This is a genomic window from Bacillus sp. FSL K6-0069 (assembly GCF_038007785.1).
Lineage (GTDB): Bacteria > Bacillota > Bacilli > Bacillales > Bacillaceae_G > Bacillus_A > Bacillus_A mobilis.
Genome location: NZ_JBBOXN010000001.1, coordinates 1,260,591 through 1,279,348 on the forward strand (window position 1 = coordinate 1,260,591; position 18,758 = coordinate 1,279,348).

15 protein-coding genes are annotated in these 18,758 nt (G+C 38.0%); 7 read left to right on the forward strand and 8 right to left on the reverse strand.

Going from position 1 to position 18,758, the window contains the following annotated elements:
- The first annotated feature begins 61 nt into the window (after positions 1–61).
- The 3 genes from MHB74_RS06470 to MHB74_RS06480 all read left to right on the forward strand — a co-directional run bounded on the left by MHB74_RS06470 (position 62) and on the right by MHB74_RS06480 (position 2,799).
- Positions 62–421, forward strand: coding sequence for a DUF4029 domain-containing protein (locus tag MHB74_RS06470; RefSeq protein WP_061678773.1), 360 nt, complete (start codon positions 62–64; stop codon positions 419–421).
- A 109-nt stretch (positions 422–530) separates the two neighbouring features.
- Positions 531–2,030: an L-lactate permease gene (locus MHB74_RS06475; RefSeq protein WP_061678774.1), complete on the forward strand. Its 1,500-nt coding sequence runs from the start codon at positions 531–533 to the stop codon at positions 2,028–2,030.
- Positions 2,031–2,121: 91 nt separating this feature from the next.
- Entirely contained in the window at positions 2,122–2,799 is a 678-nt protein-coding gene (locus MHB74_RS06480; protein ID WP_061678775.1) for a DUF2278 family protein, read from the forward strand.
- 14 nt (positions 2,800–2,813) lie between these two features.
- Here the strand turns inward: MHB74_RS06480 and MHB74_RS06485 are convergent, their stop codons facing one another.
- Positions 2,814–3,647, reverse strand: a complete 834-nt coding sequence (locus MHB74_RS06485; RefSeq protein WP_046958289.1) for a hypothetical protein — start codon at positions 3,645–3,647, stop codon at positions 2,814–2,816.
- A 196-nt stretch (positions 3,648–3,843) separates the two neighbouring features.
- On the opposite strand from MHB74_RS06485, the gene MHB74_RS06490 reads away from it, so the two are divergent.
- Positions 3,844–4,629 (forward strand): zinc ribbon domain-containing protein, encoded by a 786-nt coding sequence (locus MHB74_RS06490; RefSeq protein ID WP_000650078.1) that lies wholly within the window; start codon positions 3,844–3,846, stop codon positions 4,627–4,629.
- A gap of 128 nt (positions 4,630–4,757) precedes the next feature.
- Here the strand turns inward: MHB74_RS06490 and MHB74_RS06495 are convergent, their stop codons facing one another.
- Positions 4,758–5,186, reverse strand: a complete 429-nt coding sequence (locus MHB74_RS06495) for a hypothetical protein (RefSeq protein WP_061678776.1) — start codon at positions 5,184–5,186, stop codon at positions 4,758–4,760.
- Between the two features lie 199 nt (positions 5,187–5,385).
- Here MHB74_RS06495 and MHB74_RS06500 point away from each other — a divergent pair, with 199 nt between their 5' ends.
- From MHB74_RS06500 to MHB74_RS06510, 3 genes are all read left to right on the forward strand, one after another.
- A complete protein-coding gene (locus tag MHB74_RS06500) occupies positions 5,386–6,720 on the forward strand; it encodes an FAD-dependent oxidoreductase (RefSeq protein WP_061678777.1) in 1,335 nt (444 codons plus the stop codon).
- Between the two features lie 100 nt (positions 6,721–6,820).
- Positions 6,821–7,309, forward strand: a complete 489-nt coding sequence (locus tag MHB74_RS06505) for a GNAT family N-acetyltransferase (protein WP_061678778.1) — start codon at positions 6,821–6,823, stop codon at positions 7,307–7,309.
- Between the two features lie 299 nt (positions 7,310–7,608).
- Positions 7,609–8,019: a DUF3908 family protein gene (locus tag MHB74_RS06510; RefSeq protein ID WP_061678779.1), complete on the forward strand. Its 411-nt coding sequence runs from the start codon at positions 7,609–7,611 to the stop codon at positions 8,017–8,019.
- A 30-nt stretch (positions 8,020–8,049) separates the two neighbouring features.
- Here MHB74_RS06510 and MHB74_RS06515 read toward each other — a convergent pair whose 3' ends face one another.
- From MHB74_RS06515 to odhA, 6 genes are all read right to left on the reverse strand, one after another.
- Positions 8,050–8,640 carry a class I SAM-dependent methyltransferase gene (locus MHB74_RS06515; RefSeq protein WP_061678780.1) on the reverse strand — a complete coding sequence of 197 codons (591 nt, stop codon included), beginning with the start codon at positions 8,638–8,640 and terminating at the stop codon, positions 8,050–8,052.
- Between the two features lie 91 nt (positions 8,641–8,731).
- Positions 8,732–10,273 (reverse strand): SagB family peptide dehydrogenase, encoded by a 1,542-nt coding sequence (locus tag MHB74_RS06520; protein WP_061678781.1) that lies wholly within the window; start codon positions 10,271–10,273, stop codon positions 8,732–8,734.
- 15 nt (positions 10,274–10,288) lie between these two features.
- Positions 10,289–12,238, reverse strand: coding sequence for a TOMM precursor leader peptide-binding protein (locus MHB74_RS06525; protein ID WP_061678782.1), 1,950 nt, complete (start codon positions 12,236–12,238; stop codon positions 10,289–10,291).
- Entirely contained in the window at positions 12,235–14,154 is a 1,920-nt protein-coding gene (locus MHB74_RS06530; protein ID WP_061678783.1) for a putative thiazole-containing bacteriocin maturation protein, read from the reverse strand. Before MHB74_RS06530 ends, MHB74_RS06525 begins: the two co-directional genes overlap by 4 nt.
- 275 nt (positions 14,155–14,429) lie before the next feature.
- The gene (odhB, locus tag MHB74_RS06535; protein ID WP_061678784.1) at positions 14,430–15,689 is read right to left on the reverse strand and encodes a 2-oxoglutarate dehydrogenase complex dihydrolipoyllysine-residue succinyltransferase; all 1,260 of its coding nucleotides are present in this window, start codon (positions 15,687–15,689) and stop codon (positions 14,430–14,432) included.
- A gap of 136 nt (positions 15,690–15,825) precedes the next feature.
- Positions 15,826–18,693 carry a 2-oxoglutarate dehydrogenase E1 component gene (odhA, locus tag MHB74_RS06540; RefSeq protein ID WP_000197139.1) on the reverse strand — a complete coding sequence of 956 codons (2,868 nt, stop codon included), beginning with the start codon at positions 18,691–18,693 and terminating at the stop codon, positions 15,826–15,828.
- Between the last annotated feature and the right edge of the window lie 65 nt (positions 18,694–18,758).

The window sequence follows — 18,758 nt, forward strand, 5'->3', positions numbered from 1 at the left end:
GTTTTACGTAATAAATGTTAAAATATACAGAAAATACATATAACTTAGAGGGTGAGAAAGCATGCTAAGACGGAAAATACTATATCTTCTATTAACTGTACCACTATACGCTTGGCTCATTAGCATGACAAAAATAGAGTTGATGGCTCTATTTTTAGGATATGTATTCATTTTTTCCAACTTAAATCGTATTCAAGAGCAATCTATTTTAGAAATATGTATATTTTCGATTAGTATAGAACTATTTAGTATCGTTTCGATTGTATTATTAAATGAATTATTTCTCTGGATCCATTCATTTGAATTAATGAAATTTGGAAATGTTGTATTGCAAGTAATATGTGCTTATATTGTGTTTGTTGTGTTAGACAAAATAGTCGGACAGCAGAGCGTTTTTCAGGATAAAAGAAAATGGGAGTGAAAGGAGTCATTTGGCCCCTTTTTTGAATCTGTTGTAAAAACAATTGAAAATTATGACATCTGTTATATAATAGTTAAAAATTGTATTTTTAATGAAAAGAGATGATAACATGGCCATATTGTTGGCACTTATCCCAATTATGATGATTTTCATTTGTTTATTTTTATTTAAACAAACGTCATTACGGTCCTCTTTAATTGCTTACGTTGTGTCTGTTGGAATCGTTTTACTCTCGCCAACGTTTCGATTAGGGATAAGTGAAACTGTTCACGCAACGATTAAAGGTTCGTTAATTTGTTTTATTGTCGGGTACGTTTTGTTTTTCGGTATTTTTTTATTTCACCTCATGAACAAAATGGGGTACATCGATCAAGTAGCACGTTTTTTAGAAGAAGTGACGCACGATCGTTTATTACAAATGCTTCTTATGTGTTTTGGTATTTGCCCACTAATTGAATCGGTAAGTGGATTCGGAATTGGTTTCATGGTTGCAGCACCTATCTTTCTATCATTAGGCTATAAACCGTTTCAAGCTGTACTGCTCTCATTTATCGGTTTACTAGCCAGTTCGTGGGGGGCAATGGCAACTGGTACGATTATCGGTTCGCAGCTTATAAATATGCCGCTTACAACGCTTGGCACAAATACGGCACTATTAAGCATCCCGATGTTTGCCTACTTCGTCATTCTTTCTTTACACGTTGTTGGTGGTTGGCAGGCTGTTATTGAAAAGTGGAAAGAAGGAATCGGTTTCTTTCTATTATTTTCTCTCGGAATCTATCTTTCTAACGCATACGTAAGTGTTGAACTAGCAGGTATATTAAGTTCTATCGTTACCATTGCATTTGGCTTTCTTATCATAAAACTAAAAGGAAAAAGTGGGAAAAATCTTATAACAGAACATGCGGCAGCAACGGAGAGAGAAGTATCCATTATCAAAATTATTAGCCCTTATATATTTTTAACCGTTTGTATTTTGCTTTCTCGCCTCGTACCGGCATTACATGATGTATTCAGATCATATGCAGTCCTTGATTTAAAATCATACTCTTACAAATTAGAAATGCTGTATTCACCAGGGTTTTGGCTCGGTATGACTTGTTTATTTACTATTATTTTCTTCCGTATTCCATCTCATATTATTAAACAATCACTCTCGCAAACGATAAAACAATGGATTCCTTTTGCGATTACGACGACGATGTTTATCGCTATTTCAGAACTAATGGGTGCATCTGGCATGCATTCATTGCTTGCAAAAACAGCTGGTGAAACATTCGGTACATTTTTCGTTTTCGTAGCTCCGTTTATCGGTGGAATCGGTGGCTTTTTAACAGGTAGTAACGCAGGATCAAATGCGATGTTCATAAAACTACAAATGCAAACTGCGCAAAACGTAGCACTCCCGTGGCAATACGTCACAACTCTGCAAAACACCGCATCGTCAGTAGCGACAATCGCTTGCCCGTCACGTATTACATTAGGTGCGTATTTATGTAACATCCCATATCGTGAAAATGAACTATTAAAGAAGACGACGTTAATGATTTTTGGGGCGGTGTTGCTCGTAGTGGTGGAGGTTATTGTTTGGTATATGTTGAGAAAATAAGAAATCCTCCTGAGAAAGGAGGATTTTCTTTTTATATGGATAATGCCTTAAGTATGAAAATCTTCTACTAAATGAATAGGAGATGAAATGTATGCCCTTAAAAAATTATGGTGTGTTAAAAGGTACCGTTATACAATCTAAGATCGGAAAAGGGAAAACTCCTCATTATCAAGTTCATTTACAAGGTGAAGTAGAGTATCGTATTGCAATTAACGTAAAATCGCAAAGTTATCCGTCAGAAGTTTTATATTTTGCGAGTAACAATATTAGGTCAGAGGCGATTCATATTTTACCGACATTACCATTTGGTTTTACGGAAGTAAAAAATAATGAGCCGAAAGTGGCTTTAGATTATGTAAGAGGAAATCTATTTGACTCAAAACAAATGATTCCTTTACCTCCCGAAAAAGCAGGAACAGATAATGATTTAAACGAAAAAATAGAACGTTATATAAAACGAGCGATAGAAGAAAAGGCAATTATTTATGCGTTCGGTGAAAGATGGGGACCAGAAGAAAATACACCTGATTCTTACTTTCATTTCGAGCCAGGAAACGGTATACACGATATTCATATGAATCAAGGGAATGTAGAGAAATGGAAAGGTGATAATGGTATATGGCAAGACGGAGGAATAATCATTCACTTTGAAAAGGAAGAAGAATGGGCTGGTATCTTTCTTGCCTTCCAGTCGCAGTCATGGTGTACAGATGACGAGGGACATGCTCGTGTTCCGGTTGAGCATTGTGATTATAAGGGGAATAATTGAGGAGAGGAGGGCGTTCAAAACGAACGCCCTCCTCTTATTTTATAAAATCCAAAACTAACAAGTGTAGAAATACAAGAGAACAGCAGTGCTACACTAGAAAACGCAATGAGGTACATATTATACTTCATCACTTTGCCAATGAGCTGGTTACTGTCGTACTGAAATAGTCCTGCGATTATGTTGAATAAAAATAATACGATAAACATGACGATCACACCGTCTATTGATCCTTTAATATCTGGTTTACTTAAAGCGATATGTGCAGAAATACAAATGGCGATAAATAAAAATAGCCAAAAGGAAGGATTCAATAAATTACTTATTGTAAATAAGCTTTTCAATAATACGAACGTCGACAAGAGCATGTTTTGAACCATTTCTATATTAATAGAAGTAGAAGCAATTGTTTTTTCGAGAGTTGTATTAAATAAGAAATATGAATTTGGTACGAAATAGCGCATTAAAAGGATTAACGCAGTAATACCAGAAATAATAGGACCGATTCCAATGAAGAAGTTCCCAATTCGTTGATATACACTTTTTTGATTGTATTGATGTTGTACGTAGCCTAAAGCACCTTGACTTGTATCTGTTGGGAAAAACTGCGTTGCTACAATTTTATGACGAAATAGTACACACATAATGGCATGTCCAAGTTCGTGAATAGGGACACCGATCCAAGCCGTTAAAAGGAATCCTTTTCTTCCGAAAGCTCTCGACCAATACATGCGTGTGAGAGATTCTAAATAGCCTAATAGAAAACCAATTACAATGATAACGCCAATTAAAGAAAATAATTGGATTACGCTTGTAAGGAGTATTTGAAAAATTGAGTTTACCAATTCCATTGCCAGTCATCCAATCTGTTAAAAATGTTATTTGTTCTGTTTCATAATAGCATTATTTTTCAAGATTGCTAGCATATATATTTTCATTTGAAAGAAGGATTTCATAATCTTTTTCTTGTAGTCATGTTTTATGTCCAAAGTCATATATTGAATTTGTAACACCCTATATGGTATATGCTCAAGGAGGGATGAGAGAATGAAATGTCCGGCGTGTCAGACGGAAAATGCAGCAGAGGCAAAGTTTTGCGGGAATTGTGGACATTCGTTGACCGAGGAAGCAGTAGCGAGTGGTGCACAGGAAGAAGGTGAGCAACAAGCACGCGTAGCACCAGCAAAGGAAACTCGACCAAATGAAACGGTAGAGCAAGCGAAGCGGTTTGCAAGTGGCTATTTTCAGTTCTTTAAACATGCTTTCAAAGCACCGACAGCGATTATGAAAAGCGGCAAGGTTGAAGTACGAAATGGAATTGTAAGTCTTGTTCTTATTTGTTTTTTAGGGGCATGTATTTTTTATAGAATGATGAGTGCTGCAGCAGCTGTTACGAAAACATTTGCACCAGATATACCTACTCCTACATTCTTTTTGGACTCTGTAACGGTCTTTTTATTTTTACTAATTTTAACTTTATTTGTCGGATTTATTATTTTTGTAAGTGGGAAGATGATGAAATCATCTTTTTCGTTTCTTGAAGTATTCGGTATATGGGGAACGATAGCGACACCAGCTATTGCTATATTAGTGCTTTCTTTTCTTTTTAGTTTTTTATTAATCTTTTTCTTACCAATCTTATTAGGGCTGGCTACAACGTATATGGGAATTAGTATAATTGTAGCTACAGTAAAATTAGATAACGGTGGATTAGATCTTGTTTACACTCTTCTTATCGCAAATGTTTTCATCGGAATTGCAACGTTTATCGTGTTTTGGTCTTACATAAACACGATAATTCAAACCTTTACACAGGGATTAACTGGCCTCTAAAGAAAAGGTGGATGAATGTATGTACAAAGTGTGGGACTCAGTTTGAAGATTGAATCTTATAATGTTGAACTGAACAAATCAAGAGAATAGAACATATGAAAAAGGTACAGTGCATAACTGTACCTTTTCTATGTTTTTTTAGCTGGACCAGGATCCCTTGAGAAAAAGATATGAAAGAGGAATGTGACTTTGCTTGCCCCTCCTGACGTACTTGCTTGCACATCAGATAAAGAGCTAGACGTTAAAGCAGCTTCGGAGCGAGGAGGGACGATTATGTTGAGAGCATCATCTGATTCTGATGATATAGTAACTGTTATTGTATCCTCAGAAAAATTTAGAATCTTAACAGTACCGACTGGGAAAATCGATTTGCCAGCGTGTGATGCAGAAGCGAAGCGAGTCGCTTTCCAAATAGTTTGTGGGAAAGTGTCATTGTCAGATAACCAAGCGCGAGCGCTGTATAAAGTTGTACTAATGGTAAACTCTTGTTCAAGCGGGAGGGCGGGTCTCGGTTCTATCGGTTCCTCTGGAAGCTGGACGAGAAGGCCAGCGCACATATATGTTTCACCTACTTTCCATAGCTACTGTTATAGCATATTAAACATGTTGTTTATAAGACACGACGATTACCTATTCAGGCATAGGTTTGTGCACTAAATTTGAAGATGAAATTCTCTTTCTTTACAATGGAAGTAGGTGTTATTTCTATAAAATATGGAAAACGTAAAGAGTATGTAAAAAAGAAGGAGTGGTAAAGTGAACTATGTTATTATTGGCGGAGATGCAGCTGGTATGAGTGCAGCTATGCAAATTGTTAGAAACGATGAAACTGCAAATGTTGTGACGTTAGAAAAAGGTGAAATTTATTCGTACGCGCAGTGTGGATTACCGTATGTCATTAGTGGTGCTATCGCGTCAACGGAAAAATTAATTGCGCGTAATGTAAAGACGTTTCGTGATAAATATGGAATTGATGCGAAAGTGCGACATGAAGTAACGAAAGTAGATACGGAAAAGAAAATCGTGTACGCAGAACATACGAAGACGAAGGATGTTTTTGAATTTCCGTACGATCGATTATTAATTGCAACTGGAGTGCGTCCTGTTATGCCAGAATGGGAAGGTCGAGAGCTACAAGGCGTTCATCTTTTAAAAACAATTCCAGATGCTGAGCGCATATTAAAAACGTTAGAAACAAACAAAATTGAGAATGTAACCATTATTGGTGGCGGTGCGATTGGACTGGAGATGGCAGAAACATTCGTCGAACTTGGTAAGAAAGTAAGAATGATTGAGAGAAATGATCATATCGGTACGATTTATGATGCAGATATGGCTGCATATATACATAAAGAAGCAGATAAACATCATATTGAAATTTTAACGAATGAAAATGTAAAAGCATTTAAAGGAAATGAAAGAGTGGAACAAATTGAAACAGATAAAGGAACATATAAAGCAGATCTTGTTTTAGTGTCAGTTGGAGTGAAGCCAAATACTGATTTTCTTGAAGGAACAAATATACGTACAAATTATAAAGGGGCAATTGAAGTAAATGCATATATGCAAACGAATGTACAGGACGTATATGCAGCTGGTGATTGCGCAACACATTACCACGTTATAAAAGAAATTTATGACCATATCCCGCTTGGAACGACTGCGAATAAACAAGGGCGACTCGCTGGACTGAATATGCTGGATAAGCGAAGAACCTTTAAAGGTACGTTAGGTACAGGTATTATTAAATTTATGGATTTGACGCTCGCAAGAACAGGCTTAAATGAAAAAGAAGCGAAAGGGCTAAACATCCCGTATAAGACGGTTAAGATAGATTCAACAAATATGGCCGGTTATTATCCAAGTGCTAAGCCACTTTATTTGAAATTATTATATCGCTCTGACACGAAACAATTATTAGGTGGACAAGTAATTGGAGAAGAAGGTGTGGATAAACGGATTGATGTGATCGCAATGGCACTTTTCAATAAAATGAGCATTCATGAGTTAGAAGATGTTGACTTGAGTTACGCACCACCATATAACAGTGTTTGGGATCCAATTCAGCAAGCGGCAAGGCGAGCAGAATAGCACTTTTTAAGTGCTATTTTTTTCGTTAAAGGGGAATCATCATTTTTGTCGAATGAAGAGGATTGGAAATAGTTACGTACAAGGAAGGGGATCACTAAAAATGTTTGTAACACTTCAAATAGTTCAAGAATCAGAAAAAGAAATATTGCGTAATTTGTATGCACTATATCTTCATGACCTCTCGACATTCACTCCTAATATAACGATTGGGGAAAATGGATTTTTTGAATACGAAGATTTACACATGTTTTGGCAAAATGACGGAATCAATCCGTATTTTATAAAAGCTGAAAATAGTATTGTAGGATTTTTATTATTGTTGGAACGCCCGTTTTTGAAGAAGGAAAACGACTTTGGCATAAATGACATTTTCATATTGAATCAGTACAAGGGAAAAGGAATCGGTAAAAGAGTTATTGAGAATGTATTAAAAGAGAAAAGAGGACAATATTTCGTTATCGAACTTGTGAAAAATGTACGAGCAGTTTCTTTTTGGAAGAAAGTATATAGGGAGCTAAACATCGAATTTGATGAGAAAACACAGTTAATCGATGATGAAGAATGTCTCGTTCAAACGTTTAAAATATAATGAAATCGATGCTCCTAGTATATTACTTTGAAATTTAACTTTATCCCGCGTTAACGGACAGTAAAACGCCCACCTCAAAATTCAGTTGGGGCAAAGAAGTTAGGTGGGAGTCGGGCTGTCCGTAAACGTCCGATTGGTGAGGGCTGATAATCAGTGGGGGATGAACAAAACCCCCACTGATTAAAGTTTCACTTTATTTCGAATATACCATTCGCCCTTGAAAACATAGTACTTATCGCTTATATTTTCATATAGTATTTATTTTTAAATAAAGCAATGAACGAACCAGGAGGCACAGTATGGCAATTAACATGAAAACAATCGAAGAATGGATTGCTGAATCAAACGCAAGACAAGAAGAAGACTTTGGACATGTTGTGGAAGAGATGAAAGAAGTATGCGTCGGACTTGATAATGCGACATTAATTTATACGAAAAACGTATTTTGTTTTGGTAAGAAAGTAGAAGTATTGTTCTTCTTCCAAGACCATGTCGTGATCGGACAAGAAAAAGATGAGTATGTTGAAATTGAAAAATTAAAGTATGATACGATTACAAATAGTAACTTAAAAACAAATGACAAAAATACAACGTTACAATTAAAGTTTGCTAACGGACAATCTATCCATTTAGATAGTTTAAATGATAACTACGGTACGAAAAATTGGTTATTTGCAAGACAAATTAAGAGTATTTTTAAGTTAATCTAGTAAAAAGCAGACCTCAAAGGGCCTGCTTTTTTATTTGTTTCCTATCACACAAAGGCATCCTCTTTCTTCGTAACATTTCACACTTTTAAATCCTGTTTTATAAAATAGGTTTATTAATTCTTCATTCGTTTTACATTTCTCCATATGATATTGAATTTTGAAAGTTTCAGCGACTAATAAAAAGGATCCGTTCGGTTGTAGGACGCGAAATATTTCTTTTATATCTTGTTCCACATCAGGCCAAAAGTAGTGTGTTTGAAAAGCGGTTATGAGATCGAAGAAGTTCGTATGATAGGGAATAGAAGAGACACTTGCTTGTTGAACAATGACTTTTTGGTTTTGAACATCTTTTATATTCGTCTGTATAGAATTTTTTACAGCTTGATCGGAGTAATCAATTCCGTGTATTTTGCCAAACGGAACTCGCTTTGAAAGAGTATGTATTGTTTTACCGCCGCCACAACCGATATCTAATATGATTGCATCTGTCTGTATATGTATTTTCTGTAAAGCCCAATTTGTTAGCCTCGTATGTGCACTGTTCATAATACAAAGCATGGAAGAACCAATCGTTCCGCGAGGATTTTTTGCTTGCTGGATTAATCGTTGTAAAATACTCAAGTTAAACTCTCCTTTTATGTGAGAATATATACTTATTTCGCTTTTTATAAATTAAGTCCTTTAAAAAAGCACGCCGTTCACCGGCGTGCTTCTAATTACGCAAATCCCCTTTTAACCAATTCCGCGCTCGATACGCCCCGACAGGAATTTGAATGAGAGACGTTTCATTTCCCACATCTATCCCGTACAACTGATCACATGAATTTGTATCAAAACTTAGTAATGGATGCCCGCCCATTCCCATCGCAGTCGCTGCAAAAACGAGTTTATGAACAAGGATACCAGCTTCCATTTGGTGAATACGGTATCCTCTATAGCCTAATGCATTTGTATAGTAATCTTTCTTTCCGATTACATGTAGGCAAAGCGGTACTTGAAAAAGATTTACGTTATCCATCGTCATACTAGATTGAAGGGGATAACGAAGGTCTCCATATCGAAGTGGTTGTATGGAATGTGTTTTACTGTTATAAGCGTAAGCACCGTTGTCTATATCTTTTACGTTATAAAAACATCCATATAAGGAGACACGTGCATTTTCATTTATATACTGACCATCAAGGTCGTTGTAATAAGGGAAGGAGAGGCTCGCTTCTTGTAGTAAAGTAGCGAGCTCTGCTGCATCCCATTTCGTTAAAGTAAAGTCAGCATCAGGGGAATATCGTTCTTTACAAAGTTGTAAGAAATCATATGATAACCGATCTACTTTCGGCAACTGTACAGCGTGCGCATGATGTTGATAGTGCTCTTCATGATGTAGTGTTTGGAAGTGTGCTGTCGATTCAATCATAGAAGCTTCATTTATTTTTGTTATCATAGGATGTTTATCTACTTCCTTTGATCTAACGAAATGTTCGTGTGCTAACGGCGGAATTTGCTGCAGTAATTCATGAGAAGTAACCGTGTTAGTATCATGATCACCATTGTGAAACCAATCATTCTGCGGTTCTGTACTTAAAGGAACAACGGCATACACACTTTCTTCGCCTTCTGACAGTCCGAGTAAATGATTGATTGCACGGTCTAGAAATTGAAAATATACGCCATTTGTGTAACCGAATTGTTTGGCACATGCAAGTAATTGTCCGATGAGAACACCACTATCTAGCCCTTGAAGCCGATATGAAAAATTATTGTATTTAAAGTAGTTTTTCCAAAACATAGTGGATACAAATGCAGCACAAAAACAAGAATGTAAGTTACAACGATTGCCAAGTGCTTCCGAAAGATAAGAATCGAAATTTCCTTCGCGAAGTAAAATAAGTCGGTGATGCGCGGCGTCGTAATGGTAAATCCCGTCTGGATAATCGTCAATTTTTAAATATATATACAATTCATTTGGATATAAAGCACCGCCGGAAGGGATAGATCTTCGGAATAAAATTTTCTCGCTATTTAGCTGACATAATTGTGTTAAACCAAATGAGCACCAAAGGTAATGACCAATCTCCTTCAAAGTAGGTGTAGTAGAAGCGTTAGGTAAAGATAATGGGATTTCTAAAGGGAGAGGGATGACAGGTACATTTCGATATAATTTATAAGGGAGCGGTGCATCTTCCCAGTCCACTTCATGATTCGGCATAATTTCATCGATTGAAAAATGGAGATGATGTAAAAAAGTATCCAGCTGCATAGAATCCCTCCTTTACTATGGAAACGGATGCGGATGTGGATTTAATTGTTCATTCGTTAAAGGCTCAGCGCTATATCCAAGCGTCATCGGTACGGTATACACTCTATCCAGTCCTGTAACCCGAGTAAGATGGTGACCGAACGTCATCGGTAGCATGCCTGGAATAATGACTTTTACACAATGTAATCCGTTTTTTTCTATAAGAGGTACTGTTTGATCTACAACGATTACCTCAAGTCCAGCTTGTTCTAGACGTTTTAAAAGTTGATGAAGATCGGATGTTAAATCTAGATCAACTGATTGTAACCTGTTCATTTCTTGGAACGTTTGCACCGGTGCATCGTCACGTAAAAGAAAGTGAAGACGTTCTTCCGCTTCTTTCAATCCGTACAACATACTATGGTCTCCCATTTGGCTAACGAGATAAGGGTCTTGTAAGCAGTTTTCGTAGTGCTCTCTTTTTTGTTCAAGCTCATCATCTGTTATTAGTAACATGCCTGCTATTTCATGGATGGCACTCTTTAAAGCGCGGACAGGGTCTAAATGAGAGCCTCCCGCACAAACGACGTTCATTCCATGTTCACGCGTATTTTTCGCAATTACCCATAAGCTTGGGATGCCGTGTTCCATCGTTGCGTTAAAAGCATGTAACTCATATCCAGTAATCGTGTACAGCCGCTGAATCATTAATTGTAATTCCGTATCGTTTGCTGAACTAAGATCAAGGCGTGGAAGAGGTAATTCAGCATACCAAGTGAGCAAAAAGGCGTCACGCTCTACAATTTCTAAAATGCCGTGAAAAATTGCTTCTTCTAAACTACTACCAATGGCACATCCATTTGATGTTTCATATACGTAAGCATCTCGATGACCGAGGCTATAATAAGCGATTGATTCAGGAACTAAAATCGGCTGGTTTTGTAATAAAGAGTAGCCCCACACCCAGTTTTGTTCATAGTCAGGATCAAACGGTTTAAATGGAAAACTATTACGATTATAATGTTCACTTGTATGTACACCGAGCGAGAGGGGATTCAGTGCATGATCCTCTAACTCACGAAAACTGCCGTGTACATTTGTCTTTTTTCCTCGAGGTGACATACCACAATATCGTTCTAAACCTTCTAAAATAGCAGTTGCTTCACTTATTGCAAATGAATGAGTTCGGCCTGCAACACCTTCATTTCCAAACATTAATGGCATGTTTATAATAACGTCAGCGAATGGTAATAAAGAATGCTGCATTTTTCCGTTTAACATACCGACCCGATAATCTAAATAATCTCTCGTTAAAAATGTGTTTAGTTCATGAATGGAACGACAGCGATATGTTGCTTCGCTTGTTTTTAAGCTCGGTTGTAACGAAATCGTTGCTGCATCTGCTGTATCATCAGGCAAATTGCTACATACAGGGCAGAGCGGATCGGGAAGAAAAGAATGCCGCGTACATTGCAGTGTTTGTAAGTTTAGTAAAATGAGTTCATGTTCTAAAGAAGAATGGTGATGAGTTAATATTTTCTCTGTTTCTGCACGAATAAGATGGCACATTTGTAACATACCATTTTGGGTGGCGCGTACATCACGCCTTGTGACATTATCTGCCTTTAACGCATATTTACGCTGTAGTTCCCACATTTCTTGTTGGTCAAAGCCAGCGATAAATCGGCGTCCATCAGAGCAGTTGGAACAGCCAGTTGCAAGAGGATGAATGTAAGGACCGATAATACCTTCACCAAATGAAGTGAATGCACGTAGCCATGGAATATGATTCGATCGAAACATTAGCTCGGCATCATGATGAATAGAAGAAGGAGAGCCATCATGTAGTACGAGAGCGAGATGAATATTTTCAGGGAGTTCTTCTGTAAGGTTATGTTGACGAATGATAGAATATTGTTTGCATAGTTGATCATGTACATAGTTTGCAAGTAAGCCATCTCCTATAAGCAATATATTTTGAGTCATAGACTGTCCTCCTTTGCAATTAATACCCCGTACACACCATCTAAGTTTTCTTTCAAAAATGGTTCAATAGCTAAATCAAACACGAATGGATAAAAATTATGTTCTTCTAAATGTTGCAAGGCAAGCTGTACAGATTGCGTGCTTGGAATTTCTTCTTCTGCTTGTATTTCTAACCTAAAAGAATCCGTGTCATATAAAATAATAGAGGATTCCGGTAAGATATTAGCTCTGTATGAAGTCTCTTCATTTTGAATATGAAGAAGGGATAGTTGTAGTGCGTTTCGTAACGCTAACGTTGTATTAATATTAGATGCACCGTACCATCGATCATTTATACCGACCCAAACGACTGGAAAGCTGAGAATCTCTTCACTTACTGCTATTTTAGGTGTTTCATGAATTGTAGCGAGAGCATTGTAATAGAATCTACAATGTTTATCATGAATTTCGGTTAAGTCGACCGTCGTAATTTCTTCTAGCATATGTGACTGCCGTTCATACAATTTATTGTTTAAATGTTGTTGTAGCGCCCGGTATACACCTTCTGTCATCGTTTCTCCAGCGCCAATACCGATATCATTATGTTCAGGAATAAGGCGGTGCATAATTTCCGCTACATAAGTTTCAATTCCTGCTAAACCAGCTTCTCGGCGTGCTTCATTATGAGTCAAACCACCACAAGTCATAAGAGGCAGGAGGGAAGCAGGACCATCTGATAATGGGTTAGCTACTTGAATATTGCATTGAGATAACGGTAATTGATATAAATCTTGTTCATCCCATACATGGAATAAACCAGCTTCTTTAGAAGTTAATGAGTCGAAAAAGCGGAATAAATCAGTCGAGGTATGTTGGCTGGACCGATGTTCAAGTTGTTCAGAAAGATTTTCTATCGTATCAATTGTAAAACTTTCATCAGTTGCGAGAGGATGTTTTATAAAAGGATGCCATGTTCCTTCGAGTGTTTCGTAATTTAATAAAAAGAATTGTGGTTCTTTTTCTCGGTAAGAATCATCAGCGACATGCTTAAGTAATTCAAATACGATTACATTTGCTAACATTGCAGATGGAAGTGGAGAAAAGGATGCTGATGAATGTTCATTTTGTAAAGTCGTTTCATGTAGCCGGTGCCATGCGGACTCCCAGCATTCTTCATGATTAGCTGTTACAATAGGACCAGCTATACCAAGTGCTGATAAACAGACGGCTGGTATGAAGTTCTTTCCTATTTCTCTACAAATCGTGTGAACTGTTCTTAAACCTTCAATATCTCCATTTTGAGAAACGTACAAAATCCAGTCGAAAGGCTCGAACACTTCATGCAGGGGACGATCAATTGTCGTATCAATTTCTTGAACAAGTACAGTATCATCAACTTCATATGCAAGTTCTACTAGCTCATGAATGCGGTCGTAATTTGTTTCCTCATAATCTGTAACAAGGTAATGAAAGGTAGGTAATCCTGATTCTAATAAAGAAGAAACTAAGGAAGTAAGCATATCTCCAGAACCAATTATAAGGACGTTTGCCCCGCGATACCTTTCGAATTTTAGAGCGCCTGAATGAGAATCAGCTTCTAAAAATTCAATTTGTGAAGCGTATCTATCAAGTAATGCGCTATTTAATTCATGAGGTGCATCTTGACTTACATCCCGAACGAAACCATTTTCATATAAAATCTCTCCGATTTCCAATACACGATTTTGATAGGGGAGAGGGAGACCGTCCGTTATTTCTGCTAAAGAGTAATTACCGTCAAACATTGGCATTAATTTCTCAATCCAGTTGTAAATTCCATCACCGTCCATACGAAATGAACTGGCGTTATTTCGAAAATAGACACCCCCGTTTGAGTCGGGGAGGAAGAAAGTATCCTTATTAGCTTTAAGTTTTGCATCAATTGGAAGGTTACTCATTTTAATCCTCCTTACGTTTTAAGCATACATTATTAGCTTATGTTATGAAATTTGTCCCGTATGAACGCAATAAAGTGAAACTTTAATCAGTGGGGGGTCTTCATCCCCCACTGATTATTAGTTGAACCAATCGGACTTTAATGGGCAGTTGATCACACACCTAACTTCGTTGCTTTCGCTGAATTTTGAGGTGGGGGTCTTACTGCCCATTAAAGCGGGATAAAAAAAGGCTGTAGAATGATTCATTCTACAGCCTTTAATCGATTATTAATCTATCAACCTTCTAATAATAATGATTTTGGATCTTCAAGCATATCTTTAACAGCAACAAGGAAGCTAACTGCTTCTTTACCATCAACAATACGGTGATCGTAAGATAAAGCGATGTACATCATTGGACGGTTTTCCATACGTTCTGCATCAATTGCAACTGGACGTACTTGGATTTTGTGCATTCCTAAAATACCAACTTGCGGACTGTTTAGGATCGGTGTTGACATTAGAGAACCGAACACACCACCGTTTGTAATTGTGAATGTACCACCTTGTAGTTCTTTTAATGAAAGTTTGTTGTCACGTGCTTTCATACCTAAATTACGAATTTCACTTTCGATTTCAGCGAAGTTTAATTGGTTAGCATCGCGTACAACTGGAACAACTAATCCATCTGGAGCTGCTACTGCAATACCGATATCATAGAATTTTTTGATGATAAGCTCGTCACCTTGAATTTCAGCATTTAATAATGGGAATTGTTTTAATGCTGCAACAACTGCTTTTGTGAAGAATGACATGAAGCCAAGACGTACATCATGTTTTTTCTCGAAAGCATCTTTACGCTCTTTACGTAATTCCATGATTGCAGTCATATCAACTTCGTTAAATGTTGTTAACATTGCAGATGTTTGTTGAACTTCTACAAGGCGTTTTGCAATTGTTTGACGGCGGCGGGACATTTTCACGCGCTCAACTGGTTTTTCGAATTCCGTTTTTGCAACTGGAGCAGGAGCTGGACTTTTTGGAGCAGCTGGTGCTTCTTTTGGTGCAGCAGCATGAGCTTGTACATCGTGTGGTCTCACACGTCCAAGTGGATCTGTGCTACGTACGTCATTTAAGTCGATTCCTAATTCACGAGCCATTTTTCTAGCAGCTGGTGATGCGATAGGACGGTTCGTATTTGGTAAACCTTGTAAAGTTGCAGCTTGCTCAGTAGTTGGAGCCCCAGCTTTCGGTGCTTCAGTTGTTTCTTGTTTTGGTTGCTCAGCCACTGGTGCAGGTGTACTTACTGCAACTGGTGCTCCGTTTGCATCTAAAATTGCGATAGTTGCGCCAACTTCAACTGTATCCCCAGGTTCGCCTAGTAACTTCGATACAATACCTGAATCTTCTGCAATGATTTCTACATTGACTTTATCAGTTTCAAGCTCAACAACGCTGCCACCTTTCTCAACTTTGTCGCCTACGTTGATAAGCCATTGTGAGATAGTTCCTTCAGTAATAGATTCTGCAAGCTCAGGTACTTTAATTTCGATCATTTTAAATGTCCTCCCCTTATTTGCCTAACGGTGTGTTTTTTCTTCTTTTGTCTTCGGTAATCTCCATTTGTTAGCCCGCCCCCCCGGGGCAGAATATCTGCCCGGGGAGCAAGCTAGAAACTTTCATTGTTACTTTTTAGTTGCTGAAAACTTCAATTTCTTGTTTATCTTGACGGAAGTTATACTTCACATCTAAAGCGTGTGCAACAATTAGTTCTTGCTCAGCTTTGTGAGCGAATGGATCGCCGCCAGATGGGCTAGAGCGATCTGGGCGTCCAATGTAACCTGTTTTCACTTTATCTCCAGCAAGTTCGAACAGAATTGGAGCCATGTAATGCCATGCGCCCATATTACGAGGCTCTTCTTGAACCCAAATAATTTCTTCTAAGTTTTTAAAGCGTTTAATAATAGATTGAACTTTCTCAGCAGGGAATGGGTACAGCTGTTCAATACGAACGACATGAACTTCATCTAAGTTGTATTCATGTTTACCAGACTCAATTTCTGCTGCTAAGTCAATCGCCATTTTACCTGTGCTTAAAACAAGACGTTTTACTTTGTTTGGTTTTGTGCCAAGGTTTTCTTGTTCTAGAGCAGGTTGGAAACGTCCTTCGCTTAACTGACTAGCAGTTGAAAGCGTAAGTGGGTGACGTAATAAACTCTTCGGCGTCATCAATACTAACGGTCGAACAGCTTCTGTTCCTAAGATAGATGCTTGACGACGTAAAATATGGAAGTATTGTGCCGCGCTCGTTAAGTTTGCAACTGTCCAGTTATTCTCAGCAGCTAACTGTAAGAATCGCTCTGGACGTGCACTAGAGTGCTCTGGTCCTTGACCTTCATAACCGTGTGGTAATAGAAGAACTAAACCGGATTTTTGACCCCATTTTGCTCTTCCAGCTGAAACATATTGATCAAATAATGCTTGCGCAGTATTTGAGAAGTCACCATATTGCGCTTCCCACATAACAAGAGTTTCTGGAGCGAATACGTTATAACCATACTCGTAACCAACAACAGCAGCTTCTGATAACGGACTGTTATGAACAGAGAAGGATGCATTAATGTTTGGTAAGCGATGCAATGGTGAATATGTTTCATTTGTATCCGTATCGTGTAATACGATATGACGGTGTGCGAATGTACCGCGCTGTGAATCTTGACCAGTTAAACGAATTGGCGTACCTTCTTGTAAAATAGAAGCGAATGCTAATGACTCAGCAAGTGCCCATTCAATTTTACCGTTCTCTTCAAGAGCATCTTTACGGCGCTCAAGAATTTTCTTCACTTTTGGATATACGTTAAAGCCTTCTGGCCAAGATAGTAGACCTTCATTAATTGCGCGAAGTGAGTCAATCTCAACACCAGTATCAATTGGCTGAATGCCTTTTGCAACAACATCTGGCACTTTAACATGAATTGTTGCATCGCTCGTATCAGCTGGTGGTACTTGTGCATAGTCAGATTTTAATTGCTCTTGTATAAACTGTGTAATTGTTTCAACCTCATCTGCATTTAGAACACCAGCAGTTTGTAATTGGTCTGCATAAATCGCTCTTACAGTTGGGTGGTTTTTAATCTTTTTGTATACTTGTGGTTGCGTAACTGCTGGGTCATCCATTTCGTTATGACCGTAGCGGCGGTAACCAATTAAATCGATTAAGAAGTCTTTTTTGAACAATGTACGATATTGAATTGCAAGGTTAGCAGCAGCAAGACAAGCTTCTGGATCATCAGCGTTCACGTGAACAATTGGAATATCGAAACCTTTTGCAAGGTCACTTGAATATTTCGTAGAACGAGAATCATAACTATCAGTTGTAAAACCAACTGCATTGTTTGCGATAACATGAATTGTTCCGCCTGTTTGATACGCGTTCAATCTGCTTAAGTTCAATGTTTCAGATACAATACCTTGACCAGGGAATGCAGCATCACCATGAACTAAAATTACGAATGATTTTGAAGTGTCTTGTTCTGGAAGACCAGATTTTTTACGATTCTCTTGAGCCGCACGTGCGAAACCTTCCACAACAGGGTTAACGAACTCAAGGTGACTCGGGTTATTTGCTAATGTAACGCGAGTGCTAACTTCTTCGTTACTAACGACTTGTTCTCTACCTAAATGGTATTTCACGTCGCCAGTCCAGCCAGAGTTAGCCACTGCGCCTTCTATTTTTGCATGTTTGAACTCAGCAAACATGTGACTATATGGTTTTTCTAATACGTGTGCAAGTACGCTTAGACGACCGCGGTGAGCCATACCAATCATGACATCTTCTACGCCGCTTTTAGCACCTTCTAGCACAATTTCATCTAGAACAGGTACAAGCATATCAACGCCCTCGATAGAGAAACGCTTTTGCCCAACGAATGTTTTATGCAAGAATTGCTCGAAACCTTCAACAGCTGTTAAACGTTTTAAAAGAGCAGTTCGTTTTTTATTTGATAGTGGTTGACGCAATGAATTTGATTCCACCATTTGATGCAACCACGCGCGTTCTTCACTATCTTGTATATGAGAAAATTCATAAGCTAAAGATTTTGTATAAACATCTTTTAATCTATGAATTACATCAAGTGCAGTGTGAATACCTTCTGGTGCATCTTGCCATACTGTCTTTGCTGGAATCGCTTTCAAGTCAGCATCGCTCAATTCGTTCATTGCTTTCTCAAGAAGAGATTGTCCATTTGCAGCATCTTCCATCGGATTGATGTGAGCCAACGTATGCCCGAAAGAACGAATCTGTTCAACAAGCTGAACGACTTTAAGAATTTTTTCAATGTTCCCTGTGTTTTGAGGAGAAAAATGTGTTGCTGTGTTGTCCCCTGTTACGACATCATCTTGAAACGAAGGAGCTCCAAAAATTTCAAAAAGCTCTTGTAATTCCGGATCAACAGAACCTGCTCCAGTTACGTAAAGATCATACTGCTCAATAACATAACCAAGGTTCGGACCGTGGAACTTGGCCCAAGGGTTTGTCGTTGTATTCTTCCTCGTCATTTGTTTAAACCTCCCAATGCATATAATCCTTTTTCCATACAAAAAGGTGCATTTTGCTCTTTTCA